This is a genomic window from Aeromonas sp. LsrichE-8G (assembly GCF_022869435.1).
GTDB lineage: Bacteria > Pseudomonadota > Gammaproteobacteria > Enterobacterales > Aeromonadaceae > Aeromonas > Aeromonas caviae.
The window spans coordinates 22,333-36,737 of record NZ_JALIHH010000246.1 but is presented as its reverse complement, the minus strand read 5'-3'; the positions used below and the strand labels follow the sequence as shown (position 1 = coordinate 36,737).

General features: G+C 61.8%; 15 protein-coding genes. 7 read left to right on the top strand and 8 right to left on the bottom strand.

Annotation, left to right across the window (positions count from 1 at the left end; all coding sequences use genetic code 11):
• Positions 1-40 precede the first annotated feature (40 nt).
• Positions 41-1,039, top strand: coding sequence for a DUF2860 family protein (locus tag MUW49_RS20405; RefSeq protein ID WP_201872395.1), 999 nt, complete (start codon positions 41-43; stop codon positions 1,037-1,039).
• A gap of 61 nt (positions 1,040-1,100) precedes the next feature.
• On the opposite strand, the gene MUW49_RS20400 is transcribed toward MUW49_RS20405, so the two are convergent.
• From MUW49_RS20400 to MUW49_RS20385, 4 genes are all read right to left on the bottom strand, one after another.
• The gene (locus MUW49_RS20400) at positions 1,101-1,793 is read right to left on the bottom strand and encodes a DUF3334 family protein (RefSeq protein WP_029313837.1); all 693 of its coding nucleotides are present in this window, start codon (positions 1,791-1,793) and stop codon (positions 1,101-1,103) included.
• Positions 1,794-1,911: 118 nt separating this feature from the next.
• Entirely contained in the window at positions 1,912-2,358 is a 447-nt protein-coding gene (locus tag MUW49_RS20395; protein ID WP_201872396.1) for an HIT domain-containing protein, read from the bottom strand.
• Between the two features lie 73 nt (positions 2,359-2,431).
• Positions 2,432-3,055 (bottom strand): DUF2057 domain-containing protein, encoded by a 624-nt coding sequence (locus MUW49_RS20390; RefSeq protein ID WP_244813132.1) that lies wholly within the window; start codon positions 3,053-3,055, stop codon positions 2,432-2,434.
• Positions 3,056-3,129: 74 nt separating this feature from the next.
• Positions 3,130-4,032 (bottom strand): LysR family transcriptional regulator, encoded by a 903-nt coding sequence (locus MUW49_RS20385; RefSeq protein ID WP_200164563.1) that lies wholly within the window; start codon positions 4,030-4,032, stop codon positions 3,130-3,132.
• Positions 4,033-4,129: 97 nt separating this feature from the next.
• Between MUW49_RS20385 and MUW49_RS20380 the strand changes: the two genes are divergently transcribed.
• Positions 4,130-4,732 carry a short chain dehydrogenase gene (locus MUW49_RS20380; protein ID WP_128312855.1) on the top strand — a complete coding sequence of 201 codons (603 nt, stop codon included), beginning with the start codon at positions 4,130-4,132 and terminating at the stop codon, positions 4,730-4,732.
• A gap of 123 nt (positions 4,733-4,855) precedes the next feature.
• Here MUW49_RS20380 and MUW49_RS20375 read toward each other — a convergent pair whose 3' ends face one another.
• The 3 genes from MUW49_RS20375 to dapA form a co-directional block, all read right to left on the bottom strand.
• Positions 4,856-5,959, bottom strand: coding sequence for a phosphoribosylaminoimidazolesuccinocarboxamide synthase (locus tag MUW49_RS20375; RefSeq protein WP_039040947.1), 1,104 nt, complete (start codon positions 5,957-5,959; stop codon positions 4,856-4,858).
• A gap of 169 nt (positions 5,960-6,128) precedes the next feature.
• Positions 6,129-7,247 (bottom strand): outer membrane protein assembly factor BamC, encoded by a 1,119-nt coding sequence (gene bamC / locus MUW49_RS20370; protein ID WP_029313833.1) that lies wholly within the window; start codon positions 7,245-7,247, stop codon positions 6,129-6,131.
• Positions 7,240-8,127 carry a 4-hydroxy-tetrahydrodipicolinate synthase gene (dapA, locus tag MUW49_RS20365; RefSeq protein ID WP_029313831.1) on the bottom strand — a complete coding sequence of 296 codons (888 nt, stop codon included), beginning with the start codon at positions 8,125-8,127 and terminating at the stop codon, positions 7,240-7,242. Before dapA ends, bamC begins: the two co-directional genes overlap by 8 nt.
• Before the next feature lie 188 nt (positions 8,128-8,315).
• Between dapA and MUW49_RS20360 the strand changes: the two genes are divergently transcribed.
• The 3 genes from MUW49_RS20360 to MUW49_RS20350 all read left to right on the top strand — a co-directional run bounded on the left by MUW49_RS20360 (position 8,316) and on the right by MUW49_RS20350 (position 10,033).
• On the top strand, positions 8,316-8,849 hold the full coding sequence (locus tag MUW49_RS20360) for an ACT domain-containing protein (protein ID WP_201872398.1): 534 nt from the start codon (positions 8,316-8,318) through the stop codon (positions 8,847-8,849).
• A gap of 23 nt (positions 8,850-8,872) precedes the next feature.
• Complete coding sequence (gene bcp, locus MUW49_RS20355; RefSeq protein ID WP_223915126.1) at positions 8,873-9,337, top strand: thioredoxin-dependent thiol peroxidase; 465 nt, start codon at positions 8,873-8,875, stop codon at positions 9,335-9,337.
• 195 nt (positions 9,338-9,532) lie between these two features.
• Positions 9,533-10,033, top strand: coding sequence for a YfbU family protein (locus MUW49_RS20350; protein WP_039040945.1), 501 nt, complete (start codon positions 9,533-9,535; stop codon positions 10,031-10,033).
• 52 nt (positions 10,034-10,085) lie between these two features.
• Here MUW49_RS20350 and yfbV read toward each other — a convergent pair whose 3' ends face one another.
• On the bottom strand, positions 10,086-10,526 hold the full coding sequence (yfbV, locus tag MUW49_RS20345; RefSeq protein WP_039040944.1) for a terminus macrodomain insulation protein YfbV: 441 nt from the start codon (positions 10,524-10,526) through the stop codon (positions 10,086-10,088).
• A 301-nt stretch (positions 10,527-10,827) separates the two neighbouring features.
• On the opposite strand from yfbV, the gene MUW49_RS20340 reads away from it, so the two are divergent.
• Together MUW49_RS20340 and pta are read left to right on the top strand one after the other, a co-directional pair.
• Entirely contained in the window at positions 10,828-12,030 is a 1,203-nt protein-coding gene (locus MUW49_RS20340) for an acetate kinase (protein ID WP_109421833.1), read from the top strand.
• Between the two features lie 70 nt (positions 12,031-12,100).
• Positions 12,101-14,254, top strand: coding sequence for a phosphate acetyltransferase (gene pta, locus MUW49_RS20335; RefSeq protein WP_049637125.1), 2,154 nt, complete (start codon positions 12,101-12,103; stop codon positions 14,252-14,254).
• Positions 14,255-14,405 lie beyond the last annotated feature (151 nt).

The window sequence follows — 14,405 nt, the reverse complement described above, 5'->3', positions numbered from 1 at the left end:
ACTGTCACCCTTCTCATTCGTTATGTCAGGAGCATACCCGATGCGAAATCATGTTCTGTTGAGCCTTGGCCTGCTGGTCGCCACCACCGCCCACGCCGATCTGGGGGAGATCCCCCGCCAGACCGGCTGGTCCGGTTTTCTGCTGGGCGGAGTCAATGCCGGCAGCCACAAGTCCAACTTCTATGCCGGTGACGACAGCAACAGCCGTATCGATGATCTGGGCTCCCCCGGCCGCGAAAGCGGTCTGAGCCCGCTGCTCAATGCCGATATCCGCTACACCTTCGCCGATACCCGCACCCAGGTCTTCCTCGGCAACCTCATCCAGGACGCGGTGCGCTTCGACTTGACCCAGCAACTCGGTCTGCGCCAGGAGATGGGTGACAAGGGTATCGTCGCCACCTCCCTGGTGTTCAACCTCATGCCGGTGGAAGTGTGGAGCGATCCCTTCGCCACCGGCGTGGACCGCAGCGCCACCGATCTCACCTCGAAAGGGGTGCGCTTTGCCTGGGACAGGATCTGGGGCAGCAACGTCTACGCCACCCTGACCAGCCGGGAAGTGGAGCTCGACGAGGAGCGCAGCGGCCAGCAATATGACCTGACCCACGGCACCCACTACGCCTCCATGCTGAGCCGCAACGGCAAGGTCCACGACCTGGCTGTCTCCTACCAGTACCACTTCGGCGGCGACCAGCTGCTGGAGCCCGCCTTCCTCTACAAGGAGGCCCGCCTGGACGGGAGTGCGGAGAGCTTCAAGAACACCGGTCTGCAGCTGACCTATGCCAAGCGTGCCTCCCAGTGGTCCATCGTGAGCAACCTCTACGCCGGCAAGCGCAAGTATGACGAGGCGAATCCCCTGTTCGGCCAGCGCGCCGATGCCAGCGAGTTCGCCCTCAATGGCACCTTCTTCTGGCACAACCTGTTCGGCATCAAACCCCTTGCCGCCACCTTCACCGCGGCCTACTCCAGCGCCGACTCCGACATCGACTTCTACGATGCCGAGGCGCTTCGCTTCAGTACCGGGCTGCTTTACAACTTCTGACCCGCCCCAAGCAAGGAGGCCACCCCCGGGGTGGCCTCTTCATTTGCACAACCCTCGACCATCAGATGCCGAGGGAATCCAGCAGATCGTCGTGCTCGTTGCTCGCCGGCGCGGCCGCCGGTGCCGGTTTGGCTGACTGCTTGGCCTGGGCGATCAGCTCGTCGGGATCCACCTCCTCCTGCACGCCGCCATCATGGATCCGGATAAACTCCGTCTTGTCCATGGCCAGCTCCAGATAGAAGATGTTGTTGCTGGCGGTGAAGAAGGTCACCCGGCGGGTCTCGGGATTGTCGAGGTTGGTGTCGACGCTCAGCATCACCTGCTTGTTGAGCGCCAGCATCTTGGGCTGGTTCTGGGTGATGTGGGTCTGCAGCTCGCGCCCCACCTTGGTGGTGAAGCTGCCGACAATCTGGTTCATCAGCTCGCCCATGACGTTGCTCACCTCGTCCGAGGTGTGGGAGATGGCGAGATCCTCCTTGGAGAGCCCCATGCTCAGCATGTAGCTCTGGTAGAGCTCCATGGCCGCGGCGGCGGAGAAGTTGATCACCACCAGCCCGGAGAAGCCGCCGTCAAACAGCACGAAACAGCCGATGTCAGGCTTGAGGCAGGTCTTGCTGATCCGCTGCACCATGCCGGAGAAGCGCACCTGGGTCTGGGTCGCCGCACTCAATACGCTCGTCACCGAATTGCACAGGCTCAGCAGCACGTCCTCTGTGGTCAATACGGCATCATCCTCGGATCTTGTCACTATCATGGAACCTTCCTGCTGATCGAAATAATGGGGCTGTCACTCGTGTCGCCCATGTCACCATGCACCGACGCGATACGCTAACAGATTGCGTGATCCCGGTGCCCAAAGCGCGAGCCACCTCTCACTTGACTGGATTATCAGTCAGAAATGGCTGAAATCCATCCAGGGTAGCCAGACGGGCTTGCCAACTGGCAGCCGCCCCTTGCAAGGCCTGCTCCTCATAGGGAATGGCGGGACAGGCACCCCAGATGGGGCCGGGCCAGGCCGCATCCGAGCTGAAGCGGGCCACGTGGTGCAGGTGCAGCTGAGGCACCAGATTGCCGAGGGCCGCCACGTTGATCTTGTCCGGGCCGAGTGCCCGCTCCATCAGGGTGGCGACGGCGCAGGACTCCTGCATCAACTGCTGTTGCTGCTCGGGGGCCAGATGATGGATCTCCCGCAGGTTGGCGACCCGGGGCACCAGAATCAGCCAGGGATACTGGCTGTCTTTGGCCAGCAGGACGCGGCACAGGGGCAGATCCCCGAGTATCCGGGTATCCGCCTGAAGGCGGGGGTGCAATTCAAACATGGGGGCCTCGCTGATCAACATGGGCACATCGGGAATCAAAGATGTGCCCACGTTACTGCAACGGGGAGCAAACTTAAAGGCGCGGCACGGCCCAACCGATGAAGCGCTTGCGAAGCGCGGGGTCCGCCTGCAGGAAAAGCTGTTGCAACTGCCCTTCCAGGGCGCTGGCCGGCACGGAGGAGGCCCGGGGCGTCGCCACGGCGGCCGCAGTCACATCCGCCGCACCGGCGAGCACGGCAAGCCCCTCGCTGCGGTTGTACTCCATCAGCCTGGCATGCCAGTCCATGCCGATCTGCATCCCCTGCACCATCAGCGTATCCTGGCGCACCTCGAGGGGCTGCCCCCCCGCCACCAGGCCCAGGACAGGGGCCCTGGCGTAGCGTTCCATCCCGGCCTCGTCCGCAGGCACGGGAGCCTGCAGGCGCACCGACTGCCCGCGTGCCTCATAGCGAAGCACCTGAGGCTCGGAGCGAACCTGGCGATCGTTGTCGCTGCTGTTGCGACTCGGGATCACCCCCTCGTAGCGCACCAGCAGTTGCTGCTCCCCGTCGGCCAGCACGGCATGCTGCTCGTCCTGCACCTTGCCGGCGCTCACCGCCAGGATCTGGAAATCCCGGGGCACCTCGACCCTGACCTCGGCCTGCACACCGCCGCAGCACAGCAGCGCAACCCCTGCCCAACCCTGATGACGCTTCATTCCCTGACTCTCCTTTCGCGATGAAGGGCGCAGGGTAGCAGCCCCAGATGACAGAAAAATAACGGGATGCAGGCTCACCCCAGCAGATAATGGGGCCGCTCGGCAAACCACTGGGCCAGCACCTGCTTGAACAGCCGGATCTTGCGCGGCCCCCGGCGCTGCTGGGCGTGCAGCACATGGATCGGGTGCAGGCCGGTCTGCCACTCCGTCAGCACGGCCACCAGCTCCCCTCGGGCCAGGCTGGCCTCCACCAGCATCAGTGGACACTTGGCAAACCCCATGCCCGCCCGGGCCAGTTGCAGCAGGGTGCTGTAGTGGTTGGCCCGCACTCGCCCCTGCACCAGGATGTGCGCCTCCTCCTCCCCCTGGCGAAAGTGCCACTGCTCCCAGTCCGGGTTGTGGCCCTGCAGCAGGCAGGAGCGCCCCCCCAGCTCATAGGGAGTGGCGGGGATCCCCTCTCGCGCCAGCAGGGCGGGGCTTGCCACCACCACATCCTTGAGCCTGCCGAGCGGCAGGGCCACCAGGTTGTCGGGGATCAGCTCCATGGCCCGCAGAGCGATGTCATTCTCCCCCTGGCTCATGTCGATCATGGCATTGGTGAAGTTGAGCTCGACCTGGACGCCGGGGCAGAGCTCGGCAAAACGGGCGAGCAGCTCGCTCACCATGCGGTCCCCCGTGCTGACCGGGCAGGTGAAGCGCAGGCGGCCGCTGTCCTCCTCGGTCAGGGCGCGGATCCCCTCCTCCGCCTCCCGGGCCAGGGCGAAGATCTCGCCGGCCTGCTGGTGAAGCACCCGCCCCGCCTCGGTCAGGCTGAGTCTGCGGGTCGTGCGCTGGAGCAGTTGGGCATTGAGGGCGGACTCCAGGGCGCTGACATGGCGACTCAGCATCCCCTTGCTCACCCCCAGGGCATCGGCAGCGGCGGAGAAACTGCCTCGTTGCACCACTTCATAGAAACTGGCCAGGTGGGTGATATCCATCATTAGCACCAATATGGAAACAATGGGTTCATCATAAGCGCTTTTTCTCCCTTTTTATCCCGCTATCATCAACTCATCTCAACCAGGAGCGATAGATATGAAGATTGTGATTGTGGGTGCCTCCGGCACCATTGGCGCCGCCGTCAGCGAACTGCTTGCCCAGGATCACCAGGTGATCCGGGTAGGTCACAGCCAGGGGGATGCCAGAGTGGACATGCGCGACCCCGACTCCATCCGGGCGCTCTTCGAGCAGGTCGGATCCTTCGATGCCCTGGTGGTCGCCAGCGGCAGCGTCGCCTTCAATGCCCTGACCGAGATGACGGACGAGCAGTGGCAGGTGGGGCTTCAGAGCAAGCTGATGGGCCAGATCAACCTGACCCGGGCCGCCATTGCCCACCTGAGTGACCGTGGCTCCATCACCCTCATCAGCGGCATTCTGAGCGAGGAGCCCATCCACTGGGGGGTGAGCGCCACCACCATCAACGGTGCCATCGAGCACTTCGTGAAAGGTGCCGCCTGCGAGCTGCCAAGGGGCATTCGCATCAACGTGGTCAGCCCCACCGTGCTGGAAGAGTCCATGAGCAAGTATGCCGACTTCTTCCCGGGCTTCGTGCCGGTACCCGCCGCCCGGGTGGCCCAGGCCTACAAGAAATCGGTACTGGGGGTACAGACCGGCCAGATCTTCCGGGTCAATGGCTGAGCGCTCCGGACAACCCAATGAAAACGGGCCCCGTCATGGGGCCCGTTTTGTCATCTGCGTTGCAAGCGCCTCCCCTGCCACCAGCAAACGTTTGTTCGCCTGCGGCAAAAAAAGCGGTCGGCCTCAGTCGATCAGGCCGTACTGCTCCCGCAGTACCTCGATGATCTCCTGCTTCGGATTGGCACTGCGTACCAGCGGCTGACCGATGATCTTCTCGGCGATCCCCACATAGGTGCGGGAGATATCCATCATCACCTCGGTGGGCAGCTTGTTGTCCCGGGCTAGGGCGAAGCGCTCGGGCATGCGGTTCTTGTTGAGCAGGATGTCCGGATCCGGGAAGTGGTTCAGCAGCCACTGGCGGAAGCCCTCTTTGGACTTCTCGATGATCTCGCCGCCGCGAAGGGCTGCGCCGTCCCAGATGCGGGAGCTGTCGGGGGTGCCCACTTCATCCATGTAGATGAGCTTCTCGCGACCGGCGGCATCGGTCACGTAACCGAACTCGAACTTGGTGTCGACGAAGACCTGATCCAGGGCAGCCAGCGCCTCGCTGATGACGTTGAAGCCCTCTTTGAGCAGCGCCTCGTAGCGGTCGATGTCCGCCGGGGAGCGGAAGCCGAAGGCCTGATGGTGGCGCTCGATGTCGCCGCGGGAGACGTTGACGTCGTCCGCTTCCGGCACGCCATCCAGCCCCTTGAGGATCCCCTTGGTGGACGGGGTGATGAGGATCTCGGGCAGCTTCTGATCCTTCTTGAGCCCTTCCGGCAGGGTGATGCCGCAGAATTCCCGCTCACCATCCTTGTAGGCACGCCACATGGAGCCGGTGATGTACTGGCGGGCAATGGCCTCGATCATCACGGGACGGGCTTTTTGCACGATCCAGACGAAGGGGTGCGGGATGTCCAGGATGTGGCTGTCCGCCAGCCCCTGCTCCTTGAACAGCTTGAACCAGTGGCTGGAGATGGCATTGAGCGCCGCACCCTTGCCCGGCACGCCGTTCAGACCGTCCACCCCTTGCCAGATGCAGTCGAAAGCCGAGATGCGATCACTGATCACCATGAGGGCCAGGGGCGTATCGGCCGGCACATCATAGCCTTTCTCCCGAATGAGCCGGGCACTGTCTGCCGGGGTCAACCAGTAGACGCTGCGCACTTTGCCGGAATGGACAGGTTTATCGGTACGGATCGGCAAATCGTCGTTCACCGCCAATACTTGATCTGCAAGACTCATGGCTAATAACACTTCCTGTTGTGGGACTAGTTAGGCAGGGGCACCAGACCCCTGTCTGTGGGGGATTCACATCATCAGGTACTCAGGCCCGGGGCAACCGGCTCGGCACGCTGGCCCTGCGGCAACCCGGACATAACAAAACAGGGGCGCGAGGCCCCTGTTTTCATGCTTACTTCGCCCCCTGATCGGCCAAGCCCTTGGCAAAGGCCTCGGACAGGCTGATGTACATCTGGGAGATGACACCGGATGCGACAGGCTTCTTGTCCTTGTCGAACAGGGTGATGGAGGTCTTGCCGCCCGTCATCTCGCCGAGCTGGAAGCGATACTTGTCTTCCTCGAGCTTGAAGGGCTCCGCTCCCTTGGCCTTCCAGAACTCGCTGTCCGGCTCGTCGTACTCCACGTCGATCCAGCCCAGGGACTGCTGGGTGTCCTTGATGGTGAAACCATAGGCAGGCAGCACCTGATTGAGGCGGCGCCACACCTGGTCAAACGACCCTTCGGCAATCCAGGCGCTCAGCTCGTTGTTGTCCAGACCCAGCTCCAGCCCCATGCCATCGCTGGACTTGTGCTGTTCACGGGCCTTGAGCTGCTTGTCGTAATAGAGGGAAAACTGGTTCAGGGCGCGGGTGGCATAACGCTGGGCGTCCGCCGGCGTCAGCACAGTGCTGGTCTCGCCGTCGATGGTCTCTTCGTGATCCAGCACCCGTACCGACATCTTGATGGCGTGGCGCTGCACATCGTTGCGCAGGGTGAACTGGTAACGCTGACGGATCTTGAAGTCATCGTCATCTTCCGCCCAGCCATCGAGCACCGCTGAGTTGTCAAACCAGCCGGTCTGCAAGACGCCGTCCTGCTGGTCCAGCTTCTCGGTGGTGACCTTGTGTTCGGCCAGGAAGTTCATCAGGAAGGCCCAGGTATCGCGCTCCACGCTCTGGGAGGTGCTGAGGGCATAGAAGGCGACGGTTGGCTCGCTGGCATTGGCCACCACCTGGCTGCCGGGCACCACGGTGAGCAACTGGGCGGGCGGACGCACGTCCACCTTGGCCCCGAGGGCGCCCTCACGGCTGCTCTCGGGCAGGGCCGGAATGTCGAAATTGCTGTTAAAGGCGGGGGTACTCAACCCGGCGGGCACAAGGAAGGCGCGGCCTTCGAGGCGGCTCTCTTCATACTCGAAGCCACGGTTGGCCATTTTGCGTTCCTGGGGTGAGCTGCAGGCAGCCAGCACGGCCACCGTCGCGACACTCAGTACCAGGCGCACTGCATTTCCCTTTCCATTTGCTTTAAACACTCGCCATCAACTCCGCAGTCGTCAGTGCTCGCGCCATCGCCGCTTCCCCCTCGGGGGTGAGATCGGTCAGGGGCAGACGCAAGGTCGCCGTCGCCATCAATCCCAGCCGGGCACAGGCCCATTTCACCGGGATGGGACTCGGTTCACAGAACAGAGTCTGATGCAACGGCATCAATCGATTGTTGATGTCATGAGCCTGCCCGGCATCACCGGCCAGGGCAGCACGACACATGTCGGCCATCTGGGGCGCCGCAATATTGGTGGTGACCGAAATGACACCATCGCCCCCTTGCAGCATAAAATCACATCCGCTGGCGTCATCGCCACTATAAAGCGCAAAATCCGGCCCGCACAGTTCGCGCAGCAGCGGGGTACGGCCAAGATCGCCAGTCGCTTCTTTCAAACCTATGATGCCGGGCACCTTGGCCAGACGGGCCACCGTCTCGGGTTTGAGGTCACAGCAGGTGCGACCGGGCACATTATAGAGAATTTGAGGCAGACCACTAGCCTCGGCGATCGCACAATAGTGACGATAGAGGCCTTCCTGGGTGGGTTTGTTGTAATAGGGGGTAACCGAGAGACCCGCCACCACGCCCATGGTGGCGAAACGCCGGGAGAGGGCGATGGCATGAGCAGTATTGTTGGAGCCGCAGCCCGCGATGACGGGAATGCGTCCGGCGGCGTATTCCACCGTCTTCTCAACCACGGCGATATGTTCCTGCTCGCTCAGGGTGACCGACTCTCCCGTGGTTCCCACGGCGACGATGGCGCTGGTCCCGGCATCCACATGATATTCCACCAGCGCTGCCAGACTGACCCAATCGATGTCGCCCGAGGGCAGCATGGGGGTAACGAGCGCAACAATACTACCGCGTAACATGGATAATTCTCCCGATTTTCAGGGGCGTAATGGTAAAGCTGCCCCTTTTGAAAAACAAGGGAGGCACGGGACAAGCCGTGTTACCATCCGGCACAAAACGTATGAATGCACGAGCGCACAAGAGGCCTCACGGCAGAGTGCCGGCACCCGCGGTCAACGCATTCTCAATAATGGACGAGAGACGATTTATGACTCACTACCTGGTCGTAACGGCCATCGGCACGGACAGGCCTGGCATCGTCAATGAGGTGACCCGTCACGTCAGTGGCTGCGGTTGCAACATTGTCGACAGCCGTCTTGGCATCTTCGGCAACGAATTCACCTTCATCATGCTGCTGTCCGGTGACTGGAACAGCATGATGCAACTGGAAATCAGCCTCCCACTGCGCAGCCAGGAGTGGGATCTCATCACCATGATGAAACGCACCGAGCGCCACCACTCCCTGCAATATGACATCAGCGCCAGCGCAGAGGTGCTGATCCGGGATCAGCCGGGCATCGTAAGTCAGTGCACCCAGTTCTTCAGCGATCACGGCTGGGACATCCAGGCAATGCAGACCATCACCCTGGAACAGCAGCCCTTCAACCTGCTCAAGGCGAACTTTCAGTTGAATCTCTCCAAGCAGGGAGAAGAGCCCGGCTCGAAGACAGCCTTCGCCGATTTCTGTCGTGGACTGGGCGCCGAGTCGTTCGAATTCATCGTCAATCACAAGTACGCCTGACGGCGTTTATCCGAGGAGACCCCATGTCACCACTAGAAGCTGGTACCCAGGCCCCCGATTTCTCCCTCTCCGATCAGGACGGCAATCAGGTTCGCCTCGCCGACCTGCGCGGCAAGAAGGTGCTGATCTATTTCTACCCCAAGGCGATGACCCCGGGTTGCACCACCCAGGCCTGCGGTCTGCGCGACGTCAATAGCGAGCTGGCTGCCCTCAATGTGGTGGTGCTCGGCATCAGCCCGGACAGCGCCAAGCGCCTGAAAAAGTTCGAGGAGCGCGACAACCTCAACTTCCGCCTGCTGGCCGATGAGGATCACGCGGTGGCCGATGCCTTTGGCGTCTGGGGCCCGAAGAAGTTCATGGGCAAGGAGTATGACGGCATCCATCGCCTGAGCTTCCTCATCGACGAAGAGGGCAAGGTTGCCCATCGCTTCGACAAGTTCAAGACCGGCGATCACCATCAGGTGGTGCTCGACCTCGTCAAGGGGTAAGCCACCAGCGGCATTGTTGCAGGGCTCGCCATGGCGGGCCCTGCTCGTTTCACCACGGCATCAGCCCCCACTCTCTGGCGGCTCACCAGAGCGCCTCCTCCCGCCTTTTCTCGCCAACCTCCCCTCTCAGATCAAAAAATTCATCCTGGATATGGGTTAACGTGACCCCAGATTCATTTTCCAGCGAGACAGCCCATGAACATGAGCCACACCGAACGCCTGATCCTGAGCAACCAGTACGAGATCCTGGCCAAACTCAATCCGGAAAAGGCGGCGTTTTACCAGCGTGCCAGCACCATCGTCGAGCGCGGCTACTGCCTGCAGATCCTCGAGCTGGAGAAGAGCTTCGGCCATCTGGATCTTGCCACCTGCCAGGAGGTGCTGGACACCCTGGAGCTGCACCATGCACTGGCCATCTCCTGGGGCAACCTGGATGCCAGCGCCCGGGCCGATGTCAACGAGAGCCGCCTTGCCTTCAACGGCTACAGCCGCAGCCAGGAGCGGGAACTGGCGGATTACGTCTGCTTCCTGTTGGAAGTGGACAAGCGCTTCCCCGAACTGCCCTGCCCCTGCGACGAGCTCTCCAGCGACATCGCCATGCGGGACAAGTACCAGCGCATGCTGGCGGTCTGGCGTCAGTGCCCCCGTCAGTACAAGCTCTCCATCCAGGAGATCAGCAAGGTGCTGGCCGCCTGAATGTGAAAAAGGCGCCTGAGGGCGCCTTTGTCGTCAGTCTGACTTCGGAAAGTCATTCGTAGAGGAAGGATTTGTCCAGCTGCTTGAAGGCGGCGTTGAGGGTATCGGCCAGCTCTTCGTAGCGGGGACGGGCCACCAGCTGACGTTGACCGCCCTGCTCGTTCATCTTGCCGTTTATCTCCCGATACCAGGTGGCGAGGGAGGGGGGCAGCCGGGTATCGGCGCGCTGGCCGAGCCAATAGTACCCTTGCAGCGGCAGGCTGAGCAGGAAGAGCACGGACGCCATCACAGAGGGCCAGTAATGAAGCTCGCCAAACTGGAACTGCACCATGACGCTGAGCACCGCCAGTGCCGGGATCACCTTGAGGGCGAATTCGGTGGCCCTGATCACCCGATTCTCCGGGAACATGGAATTAAGCTCGGGACGGCGCGGCCAAAGAGTCATATAATGACGGCCTTGCTGTAATTTAGTTCCAAAAATGTTCATGCTCATGCTACCTCCGAGCTCTTTTCGAACGCATTAACGGCAAAACCTCGACAATATTTGAGAGGCAATAACAAAGGTTGAGGATGACTTTGTTATTTTTCAACAATCAGGTTATCCTTTGTACGCCCATTTTTACGCTGGGGCACGGCCACTGACCAGTCAGGGACGTCTGAATTTCGGGTCTTGTATCACTATACAAGGGGCAAGCAACAGATTGCCAACCCTCATAAGGATAAGTTGATAGTTTTTGGACGCACCGCGTCCGGCGCATCCTCCAACCCAACCCAATCTGCGATAGGATTTATTCATGAGTAAGCTGGTTCTTGTTCTTAACTGTGGCAGCTCGTCCCTGAAGTTTGCTGTCATTGACGCAACCACCGGTGATGACCTGCTGTCCGGCCTGGCCGAATGCTTCAACCTCGACGACGCCCGCATCAAGTGGAAGCTGAACGGCGAGAAAGGCAACGCTGATCTGGGTGCCGGTGCCGCTCACCAGGAAGCGCTGGACTTCATCGTTCACAAGATCCTGCCGCTCAACCCGGAACTGTCCAAGAACCTGATCGCCATCGGCCACCGCGTGGTACACGGCGGCGAGCGTTTCACCTCCTCCGTTCGCATCTGTGATGACGTCATTGCCGGCATCGAAGCCGCCATTCCTTACGCACCGCTGCACAACCCGGCTCACCTGATCGGTATCCGTGCCGCCCTTAAGGTCTTCCCGGAACTGGCCGAGAAGAACGTCGCCGTGTTCGACACCGCCTTCCACCAGACCATGCCGGAAGAAGCCTTCCTGTACGCCCTGCCGTACAAGCTCTACAAAGAGAACGGCATCCGTCGCTACGGCGCCCACGGCACCAGCCACTACTACATCAGCCAGGAAGCGGCCAAGCAGCTGAACAAGCCGGTGGAAGAGCTCAACATCATCAACTGCCACCTGGGCAACGGCGGCTCCGTCTGCGCCATCAAGAACGGCCAGTCCGTCGACACTTCCATGGGCCTGACCCCGCTGGAAGGCCTGGTGATGGGTACCCGTTCCGGTGACATCGATCCGGCCATCATCTTCTTCCTGCACGACAAGATGGGCATGAGCGTTGCCGAAATCAACACCATGCTGACCAAGGAATCCGGCCTGCAGGGTCTGACCGAAGTCACCTCCGACTGCCGTTTCGTTGAAGACAACTACGACAGCAAGGAAGAAGCCAAGCGCGCCATGGACGTATACTGCTACCGTCTGGCCAAGTACATCGGTGCCTACGCCGCCGCCATGGACGGTCGTCTGGATGCCGTGGTCTTCACCGGCGGCATCGGCGAGAACTCCGCCCCGATCCGTGAGATCACCCTGAACAAGCTGGGCCTGCTGGGCTTTGACGTCGACCACGACGCCAACCTGAAGGCTCGCTTCGGCAAGGGCGGCGAGATCACCAAGGCTGGTTCCACCAAGGCCCTGGTTATCCCGACCAACGAAGAGTGGGTCATCGCCCACGACGCGCTGGAACTGGTCGGCGCATAAATTAGCTGTAGAGCAAGGCCGCCCCAGGGCGGCCTTTTCCTGATCCCAAAAAATGAACAAGGGGTAATAAGTGGCACGCACTATTATGCTCATCCCGGTCGGCACTGGTGTCGGCGTAACCTCCGTGAGTCTTGGCGTCGTTCGCGCCATGGAACGTCACGGTGTCAATGTCAGCTTCTTCAAACCGGTCGCCCAGCCGCGTCCGGGTGAAACCGGTACCGAGCGCTCCACCGCAGTGATCCGCGCCGCTGCCAACATCAACCCGCCCGAGCCGTTCGCCCTCTCCTACGCCGAGAACATGATCACCTCCAGCAACACCGACATCCTGCTGGAAGAGATCGTGGCCCGCTTCGAAGAGCACGTGAAGACCAGCGGTGCCGAAGTGGTGGTGATCGAGGGCCTGGTTCCGACCGACAAGCAACCCTTTGCCAACAAGCTGAACTACGACGTCGCCAAGGCGCTGGACGCCGACATGGTGTTCGTGACCCATCCGGGCAACGACTCCAGCCAGAAGCTCAAAGAGCGCATCGAGCTGGCCTGCTCCAACTTCGGTGGCGTCAACAACCCGCGCATCGTGGGCTGCGTCATCAACAAGGTGGGTGCCCCGGTTGACGAGCACGGCGTAACCCGTCCCGACCTGACCGAGATGTTCGAAGCGCATCACCACGGCGCCGATACCGGCCACAACCTGGAAGTGCTGCAGGTCTTCGGCAAGAGCCCGCTGCGCATCCTCGGCTGCATCCCCTGGAACACCCAGCTGATCGCCCCGCGCGCCAAGGATCTCGCCAAGCACCTTGCCGCCAAGATCATCAACAAGGGTGAGCTGGAAAGCCGCCGCCTGCAGACCGTGACCTTCTGCGCCCGCTCCATCCACAACATGATCGAGCACTTCCGTCCGGGCAGCCTGCTGGTGACCTCCGGCGACCGCTCCGACGTCATCGTCTCCGCCTGCCTGTCCGCCATGAACGGCGTCAAGCTGGGTGCCCTGCTGCTGACCGGCAACTACCACCCGGAACCCCAGGTGATGGCACTGTGCCAACAGGCCATGGCCACCGGTCTGCCGATCATGATCACCGGCACCAACACCTGGCAGACCGCCGTCAGCCTGCAGAACTTCAACGTCGACATCCCGGAAGATGACCGCGAGCGTATCGAGCTGGTGCAGGACTACGTTGCTGGTCACATCGACAAGCACTGGATCGAGTCTCTCTCCGCCAAGTCCACCCGCTCCCGTCGCCTGAGCCCGCCGGCCTTCCGCTATCAGCTGACCGAGCTGGCCCGTCAGGCCAACAAGCGCGTCGTGCTGCCGGAAGGGGAAGAGCCGCGCACCATCAAGGCTGCCGCCATCTGTGCCGAGCGTGGCATCGCCCGTCCGGTCCTGCTGGGCAACCCGGAAGAGATCCGCCGCGTCGCTGAACAGCAGGGCGTGATCCTGACCGACCGCGTCGAGATCATCGATCCGGTTGCCGTGCGCGAGCGCTATGTGGCTCGTCTGGTCGAGCTGCGCAAGAACAAGGGCATGACCGAAGTGGTTGCCCGCGAGCAGCTGGAAGACAACGTGGTACTGGGTACCATGATGCTGGAGCGCAACGAGGTCGACGGTCTGGTATCCGGCGCAGTGCACACCACTGCCAACACCATCCGTCCGCCGATGCAGATCATCAAGACCGCTCCGGGCTCTTCCCTGATCTCCTCCATCTTCTTCATGCTGCTGCCGGACCAGGTACTGGTCTACGGTGACTGCGCCATCAACCCGGATCCCACTGCCGAGCAGCTGGCCGAGATCGCCATCCAGTCCGCCGACTCCGCTGCCGCCTTCGGCATCGAGCCGCGCGTGGCCATGATCTCCTACTCCACCGGCACCTCCGGCGCCGGCGCGGATGTGGAGAAGGTGCGTGAAGCGACCGAGCTGGCCAAGGCCAAGCGTCCCGACCTCATCATCGACGGCCCGCTGCAGTACGATGCGGCCATCATGGAGAACGTCGCCAAGTCCAAGGCACCGAACTCCCCGGTTGCCGGCAAGGCCACCGTGTTCGTGTTCCCGGATCTGAACACCGGCAACACCACCTACAAGGCGGTACAGCGCTCCGCAGAGCTGGTCTCCATCGGCCCCATGCTGCAAGGCATGCGCAAGCCGGTCAACGACCTCTCTCGCGGCGCCCTGGTGGACGACATCGTCTACACCATCGCCCTGACCGGTATCCAGGCAGCCCAGGCCGAGTAATCGACCCGCAGTCCGATACAATGAAAAACCCGCCGAGAGGCGGGTTTTTTTATGGCTCGCGCCCAGAAATGTTGATCCGCTAGATCAGGTCGGGATCCCGTCCGGATCCACGGACAGATCCGCGTTCCGTCCTTGGCAAGGCTCGAGGGAT